This is a genomic window from Nonomuraea sp. NPDC003201, assembly GCF_053590415.1.
The window spans coordinates 1-7,322 of the sequence record NZ_JBSFTC010000428.1 but is presented as its reverse complement, the minus strand read 5'-3'; the positions used below and the strand labels follow the sequence as shown (position 1 = coordinate 7,322).

General features: G+C 70.8%; 8 protein-coding genes. 4 read left to right on the top strand and 4 right to left on the bottom strand.

Translation table 11 applies throughout. The features are described 5' to 3' along the window. The coding region (locus ACWDX9_RS56675; RefSeq protein ID WP_449971276.1) for a hypothetical protein at positions 1 to 379 on the bottom strand (379 nt) is incomplete at its 3' end. Positions 380 to 435: 56 nt separating this feature from the next. On the opposite strand from ACWDX9_RS56675, the gene ACWDX9_RS56670 reads away from it, so the two are divergent. Together ACWDX9_RS56670 and ACWDX9_RS56665 are read left to right on the top strand one after the other, a co-directional pair. Continuing rightward, positions 436 to 633, top strand: coding sequence for a response regulator transcription factor (locus tag ACWDX9_RS56670; protein WP_449971283.1), 198 nt, complete (start codon positions 436 to 438; stop codon positions 631 to 633). A 135-nt stretch (positions 634 to 768) separates the two neighbouring features. Continuing rightward, positions 769 to 2,094 (top strand): hypothetical protein, encoded by a 1,326-nt coding sequence (locus ACWDX9_RS56665; protein ID WP_449971273.1) that lies wholly within the window; start codon positions 769 to 771, stop codon positions 2,092 to 2,094. 113 nt (positions 2,095 to 2,207) lie between these two features. Here the strand turns inward: ACWDX9_RS56665 and ACWDX9_RS56660 are convergent, their stop codons facing one another. From ACWDX9_RS56660 to metX, 3 genes are read right to left on the bottom strand one after another with little or no spacing between them, the layout of a single operon-like run. Then, positions 2,208 to 2,690: a CoA-binding protein gene (locus ACWDX9_RS56660; RefSeq protein ID WP_449971271.1), complete on the bottom strand. Its 483-nt coding sequence runs from the start codon at positions 2,688 to 2,690 to the stop codon at positions 2,208 to 2,210. Continuing rightward, complete coding sequence (locus tag ACWDX9_RS56655) at positions 2,687 to 4,024, bottom strand: O-acetylhomoserine aminocarboxypropyltransferase/cysteine synthase family protein (RefSeq protein ID WP_449971268.1); 1,338 nt, start codon at positions 4,022 to 4,024, stop codon at positions 2,687 to 2,689. The genes ACWDX9_RS56660 and ACWDX9_RS56655 overlap by 4 nt, the downstream gene beginning before the upstream one ends. Continuing rightward, the gene (gene metX / locus ACWDX9_RS56650; protein WP_449971266.1) at positions 4,021 to 5,250 is read right to left on the bottom strand and encodes a homoserine O-acetyltransferase MetX; all 1,230 of its coding nucleotides are present in this window, start codon (positions 5,248 to 5,250) and stop codon (positions 4,021 to 4,023) included. Before metX ends, ACWDX9_RS56655 begins: the two co-directional genes overlap by 4 nt. A gap of 78 nt (positions 5,251 to 5,328) precedes the next feature. Between metX and ACWDX9_RS56645 the strand changes: the two genes are divergently transcribed. Together ACWDX9_RS56645 and ACWDX9_RS56640 are read left to right on the top strand one after the other, a co-directional pair. Then, positions 5,329 to 5,877: an OsmC family protein gene (locus ACWDX9_RS56645; RefSeq protein ID WP_449971264.1), complete on the top strand. Its 549-nt coding sequence runs from the start codon at positions 5,329 to 5,331 to the stop codon at positions 5,875 to 5,877. Positions 5,878 to 5,889: 12 nt separating this feature from the next. Further along, positions 5,890 to 7,143, top strand: coding sequence for an NAD(P)-binding domain-containing protein (locus ACWDX9_RS56640; RefSeq protein ID WP_449971280.1), 1,254 nt, complete (start codon positions 5,890 to 5,892; stop codon positions 7,141 to 7,143). Positions 7,144 to 7,322 lie beyond the last annotated feature (179 nt).

Sequence of the window (7,322 nt, the reverse complement as noted above, 5' to 3'; positions counted from 1 at the left end):
CGCGCGGCGTCGCGGAGGGACGTCGGCGCAGCCGCCGGACTGCGGCGGCCGACGGCAGGCCGAGCACGGCCGTCAGGGCGGTGACGGCGAACGCCAGGACGACGATGACGTTGGCCGGAGGGGTCTCCCACCAGGGGATGAGCTCGTAGGCGGGCCCGTCGGTGGCCGCGTACGTGACGCCGGCGCCGTCCGTGACGAACGCCAGCCGCTGGGAGCCGCCGTCCTGCTGGTAGAGCCCCGCAGCCGGCGGGCTCCACGTCATGCCCTTGAAGGCGAGCTTCCCGCCGGCCTCGACCTGCAGCCGGGAGGAGGTGGTGAGGGTGAGCACCTTCTCGATGGTCGACTCGACCGTGCGGGCCGGTCTGTAGAAGCCCGCCACGGGCGTGGCCGACCTGCCGGGAGGGGCGGGAGGGGTGGTGGGCGCGGCGCGCCCGGCTGGAGACCCTCACCGGCCGCGAGCGTGAGGTGCTCACCGAGGTGGGGCTCGGCCGCTCCAACGCCGAGATCGCGGCGTGCCTGCACATGAGCGAGGCAACGGTCAAAAGCCACATCTCCCACCTGTTCGACAAGCTCGCCGTCACCAACCGGGTCCAGGTGGCCATCGCCGCCTACCGCGCGGGCCTGGTGGACTGAGCGCCTCCGCACGCGTCGACGGGCAATCGGCAGTGCCTCAAAGGACGCCCGCGGTGCGCATTTCGCTGCAGAACGGAATTCTGTCCCTGCCTAGTGTCGGGCGCGGCAACATCCGCAACCGAACGAGGAAGCATCATGCGTACACGTTTCACCACAACCTTCGCCGCCGCTCTGCTCGTCGTCTCCGGGACGGCCGCGACCGGCGCGCAGGCGTCCGCCGGTGACCAGCCACAGGACAAGCCCGCCGTCGTCCAGCCCGTGACGATCGCCGCCGAGCCGCCGCCCGGCTTCTCCTCCTGGGACGAGGTCCTGCGGGTCCAGGGGAAGCTCGACGCCACGGCCGAACGGCTGAAAGCCGCCGGCGGCGTCCTCGACGGCTTCGGCAAGATCACCGAAGCCGTTGAGGAGCGCCGGGTACGCCTGTACTGGAAGGGCGACCCGCCCGCCGAGATCCGATCGATCGTCTCCGGGTCGGACAGCACCGTCGACGTGGTGCCCGCCCGCTACTCCGCGCGGGAACTGGACCGCGAGAGCGAACGTCTGAGACGCCTGTCCAGCGGCACGGAGGGCTTCCGGATCGTCCAGATCAACCAGTCCCCGCAGGACGGCCTGCGGATCGGCGTGACCGGGTCGACCGACGCCGCCGCCGCGTCCAGCGTCGTCAGGGAGGCCGGCGTGCCCGTCACGGTGACCGAGGGCCGTCAGGCCGAGCCGTTATCGCGCATCGCCGACACCATCCCGTACTGGGGCGGCTCCGCGATCACGATCGGCCGGCCCGGTCTGCCCAGCGTGAGCGGATACTGCTCCACCGGGTTCGGGATCCGTGACCTGAACACCGGGGACCGGTTCCTGCTCACCGCCGACCACTGCCGCCAGTCCGGCGAGATCGTCCTGGTCGGCAAGCTCGACGCGGGCGCCACCGGCACCAAGATGGGCACGGTGAGCGGCGGCGACCCCGACAACGACTCCCTGAAGATCCGCACCAGCACGGACGGCGTGATCTACAACAACAACGCCACCACCGAGTTCAGCAATCCGGTGATCGGGTCGAAGTACCCGTTCGAGGGCCAGTTCCTGTGCACCAGCGGAGCGTTCACCGGCACCCGGTGCAACGCGAAGGTGGGCGAGGTGGACATCGAGTTCGGCCGCCCGGACGGCGGCTGGAGGTACCCGATGGCCCAGCTCGACAGCGTCAACGGGACGATCCTGGCCGGGCAGGGAGACAGCGGCGGGCCGGTCTTCCAGGTCAACCCGCAGAACCACCGCCAGGTCTTCGCCGTGGGCCTGATCAGCATGGCCCGCGCCGGCGACACCGGCAGCCGGTGCGAGACCAGCGGCGGCGGTAACCCCTCGACCCCGCCGCTGCCGAACTCCAGGTGCTTCGCGCACATCTGGTTCACCTACGTCCAGGAGATGGAAGACGCCTATGACGCGGCCGTCCTCACCTCCAACGCGCCGTAACGAGGTCCGGCACGGCCCGTCCGTCCCGATACCTCCGGGGCCACCCCGGAGGTATCGGGTGAACATCGCGACGAGCTCGTCCCCCTCGGTTCCCCGCGCGGGCCGAGGGGCGGCTACTGGAGCCCGGCGCGGACGGAGGTGATGCGCTGGGTGTTGAAGCCGAGCCAGTGCATCCGGCCCACATACCGCGCGTGCTCGACCTTGAGACAGCGGTCCATGATCACGGTCACGCCGCCGTCCCCGGCGATCCGCGCACCCTCCTCGTTGATCACGCCGAACTGGCACCACAGGGCGGCGGCGTTTATCGCCACTGTCTCCTGCGCGATGGCGGGCAGCGCGTCCGGCGCGCGGAAGACGTTCACGAGGTCCACCGGCACGGGCACGTCGAGCAGGCTCGGGTAGCTGGTCTCCCCGAGGATCTCCGTCTCGCGGGGGTTCACGGGGATCACCCGGTAGCCGTGCCGCCTGAGGTAGTAGCCGACGAAGTAGCTGGCTCGCAGCTCGTTGCCCGACAGGCCCACGATCGCGATCGTCCTGGTGGAGTGCAGTACGCGCTGGATCGTCAGCGGGTCCTGGTAGCGCCCGAGCTCGGTCATGGCGTCTCCACCTTCTTTCCGTTCGTTCCGGCGACGCGGGCGAAACCCTGCTCCAGGTCCCAGATCAGGTCCTCGACGGACTCGGTGCCGACCGACAGCCGCACCGTCCCCGGCCCGACGCCGGCCGCCCGCAGCTCGTCGTCGCCGAGCTGGCGGTGCGTCGTGCTGGCGGGGTGGATGACCAGGCTCTTGGCGTCGCCGACGTTCGCCAGGTGGGACCAGAGCGTCAGGCCGCCGATGAGGCCCTGCCCGCCGGTCCGGCCGCCGGCGCAGTCGAAGGAGAAGACGGCGCCGGCGCCGCGCGGGAGGTACTTCTCCACCAGCGGCCGGTACCTGCTCTCGGGCAGGCCGGGGTAGGTCACGTTGGAGGCCAGCTCGTGCGTCTGGAGGAAGGCCGCGACCGCCCGCGCGTTGTCGACGTGACGGTCCATGCGCAGCGACAGCGTCTCCAGCCCCTGCAGGAACAGGAAGGCGTTGAACGGCGAGAGCGCCGCGCCGAGGTCGCGCAGGGTTTCGGCCCGCAGTTTCATCAGGTAGCCATACGTCCCGAACGTCTCGTGGAATCGCAGGCCGTGGTAGGCGGGAGACGGATCCGCGACCACCGGGAACCGTCCGTTGGACCAGTTGAACGTGCCGGCCTCGACCACGACGCCGCCGATGCTCGTGCCGTGGCCGCCGATGAACTTGGTCGCCGAGTGGATCACGATGTCGGCGCCCCACTCGATCGGGCGGCACAGGTACGGCGTCGCGAACGTGTTGTCCACGATCAGCGGCAGCTCGTGCTCGTGGGCGATGGCCGCCACGGTCTCGATGTCCAGCACGTTCCCGGCGGGATTGCCGATCGTCTCGCCGAAGAACGCCTTCGTGTTCGCCCGTACCGCCTGGCGCCAGGCGTCCGGATCGTCGGGATCGACCCAGGTCAGCTCCACGCCCATCTTGCGCAGCAGGTGCTTGAGCTGGTTCACCGTCCCGCCGTACAGCGCGGAGGAGGAGACGACGTGGTCGCCCGGCTGCAGCAGCGTGAACAGCGCGGCCGCCTGCGCGGCGATCCCGCTGGCGAAGGCCACCGCGCCGCTGCCGCCCTCGAGGTTCGCCACCCGCTCCTCGAACACCGCGACGGTCGGGTTCATGATGCGCGAGTACGTGTTCCCGTACTCCTGCAGGTTGAAGTACGCCGCCGCGGACTCGGGGTCTTCGAAGACATAGCTGGTCGTCTGGAAGATCGGCACCGCGCGGGCGCCCGTGTTCGGGTCGGGCCGCTGCCCGGCGTGCAGCTGCCGGGTCTCGAACCCGAACGCGCGGGCCTGCTCGGCACGGGGGAACTGATCGGTCACGAAGACCCCTTCCTCGACGTCGCCCCGGCCAGGAACCGGCGGATGATGGGCGTCTGCCGCGCCTCCTCGAGCAGGAAGCAGTCGTGGCCGTACGGCGCCTCGATCACCTCGAACTCGACCGGTTTGCCGAGGGCGCGCAGCGCCTGCTCGATCTCCTCCGACGCCGACGGCGGGTACAGCCAGTCGGAGCTGAAGGCGATGAGCAGCGTCCGGGCGCAAACGCCTTCGAGCGCCTGCGAGAGAGATCCGCCATGCTGCCGCGCGAGATCGAAATACGTCAGCGCGCGCGAGGTGTAGAGGTAGGTGTTGGCGTCGAAGCGCTTGACGAACGAGTCGGCCTGGTGGCGCAGGTAGCTCTCCACCTCGAACTCCGGCTCGGTGATCGTGTAGCGCAGCGCGTCGGCGGACTGCAGCCGCCTGCCGAACTTCTCGCTCAGCGCGGGTGCGGACAGGTACGTGATGTGGCCGACCATCCGCGCCACCCCCATGCCGGCATGGGGATGGCGGCCCGTGCCGTAGTAGTGGCCGCCCTGCCAGGCCGGATCGCGCATGATCGAGTCACGCGCGATCGCGTTCCAGGCCACCCCCTGCGGGTGGAGGGCGTGCGTGCTGGCGATGGCCACGACCGCGTCGACCTGGCCGGGGAACAGGACCGCCCACTGCAGCGCCTGCATGCCGCCGAGCGAGCCCCCGGCCACCGCCGCGAGCCGCTCGATGCCGAGGACGTCGAGGAACGCCCGCTGCGCCCGTACCATGTCCGCGACCGTGACCACGGGGAAGTCCGGCCCGTACGGCCTGCCCGTCGCCGGGTCGATCGACGAGGGACCCGTCGTCCCGCGGCAGCCGCCGAGCAGGTTCGTGCAGATGACGAAGAACCGGTCGGTGTCGAACGCCTTGCCGGGGCCGATCATCCCGTCCCACCAGCCGAGCCCCTTGCCGCCCGCGCCGTCGCGGTCCTCGGCCCCGAAGCCGTCGCGCGTGCTCTGGCCGGACGGCGCCTTCGCCAGGCCCGCGGCATGGGCGTCGCCGCTGAGCGCGTGACACACCAGGACGACGTTGTCGCGCCGGGGTGAGAGGGCGCCGTAGGTCTCGTAGGCCACGCGGATCGGGTGCAGTTCCCGGCCGCAGTCGAGGTGTAGCGGCTCCGGCAGGTCGAGGTACCGGGTTTCCACGGTGCCGACCGTGCCGGTCGTGCCGGCCGCGAGCGCCGGGGCTGGCTGCGACATAGGGCTATGGTAGCCGCCACGGCGCGTGTATGGTCAAATACCTACCGGGAATGCGGGAAGATCCGGAAGGGGCGGGACATGACCACGGTCGCCAATGGCGTGAACGTGCAGGCGCTGCTGGACGCGCGCGAGGTGCTGAAGGGCGCGCCCGAGGCCGCGCAGTTCGTCTGGCGGGCATCCTCCAGGTGGCAGAACGGCGTCCACAGCACCACCACGGTCAAGGAGTTCTTCGGCCTCGGGCAGGAGCAGAGCCACCGGACCGAAGCGGTGTTCGACGCCGACCACCCCGAGATCTTCGCGGCCGAGGACAACGGCATCACGCCGATCGAGTACCTCCTCGTCGGCCTGGCGAGCTGCCTGACGGCCGGCGTGGCGTCCGTCGCGCAGAACCGCGGCATCCAGCTGCGCTCGGTCGAGGCCACGCTCGAAGGCGAGCACGACATCCGCGGCATCCTCGGCGTCGACGCCGACGTCCGCAACGGCTTCAACGACATCAAGGTGACGTTCACCATCGACGCGGACGCCTCCAAGCAGGAGATCGAGGCGCTGGTGGCCCAGTCCCAGAAGCGGTCGGCCGTGTTCGACGCCCTCACCAACCCGACGAACGTCACCGTCGACGTCGCCTGAAAGCCTGAAAGCCTGAAAGGCCGAGCCATCGAGCACGTCACCACGGTCGTCATCGGCGCGGGCCACGCCGGTCTCGCCGCGAGCCACTTCCTCCGCGAACGGTCGCTCGATCACCTCGTGATCGAGCGCGGCGAGGTCGCGAACTCCTGGCGGCGCGAACGCTGGGACTCCTTCCGGCTGCTCACCCCCAACTGGCAGAGCCGCCTGCCGGGCCTTCGCTACGAAGGCCCGGAGCCCGACGGCTACATGACCACGAAGGAGGTGACGCAGTTCATCGAGCGCTTCGCCGCGTACTCCCGGGCTCCCGTCCGGACCGGCACGAACGTCACGTCCGTCCGGCGTACCGGCGACGGATACCACGTGACGACGAGCCGCGGCGAGATCCGCTGCCGGACGGTGGTGATCGCCAGCGGGGCCTGCAACCGGCCGGCGGTGCCGATCTTCAGCGACGCGGTGCCGTCGTCCGTCGAGCAGCTGACGCCGTTCGACTACCGTGCCCCCGATCGGCTGCCCGATGGCGGGGTGCTCGTAGTGGGAGCGTCGGCGACCGGCGTGCAGCTGGCCGCCGAGCTGCGCGGGTCCGGCCGGCCGGTGACGCTCTCGGTGGGGGAGCACGTGCGGCTGCCCCGCACCTACCGCGGACGCGACGTGCTGTGGTGGATGGACGCCTCCGGCGTGTGGGACCAGCGATACGACGAGATCGACGACCTCGCGCGGGCCCGGCGGCTGCCCTCGCCCCAGCTCGTCGGCACTCCCGAACGCGGGACGCTCGATCTCAACGCGCTCACCTCGATGGGTGTCGAGCTGGTCGGCCGCTGGGCGGCCGCGCGCGACGGATGCGCGCTGTTCTCCGGCGGGCTGCGCAACGTGTTCTCGCTCGCGGACCTCAAGATGGAGCGCCTGCTGGGCACGTTCGACGAGTGGGCGCGTACGCGGGGCCGCGACGTCGGGGCCGGCCCGCCCGAGCGCTTCGCGCCGACCCGGGTGCCCGAGTCGGCGCGTCTGCGGCTCGACCTGCGGAGCGGCGAGATCCGCTCGATCGTGTGGGCGACGGGTTTCCGGCCCGATTACGGCTGGCTCGACGTGCCCGTGGTCGACGAGAAGGGCCGGCTGCGCCACGACGGCGGTGTCGTCGACAGCCCGGGACTGTACGCGCTGGGGCTGCCCGTGCTGCGGCGGCGCAGGTCCACGTTCATCCACGGCATCGAGGACGACGCGCGCGAGGTGATCGACCACCTCGCGCGGTACCTGGCCGTACGACGGTGATCCCCGGACGGCACCAGTTCGGCGATCTCGGGAAGTACGGCGTCCGCAACCGCGATCTTTCTTCTGGATCAGCCCGTCGGCGTGGAAGAGGTCGGCGGCGTGCTGCTGCCCGGCGACGAACTCCTCACTGAGCGGGTGCACCTCCTCGAGTTGGGGTATCCCGGCAAGGTTGCGACGCT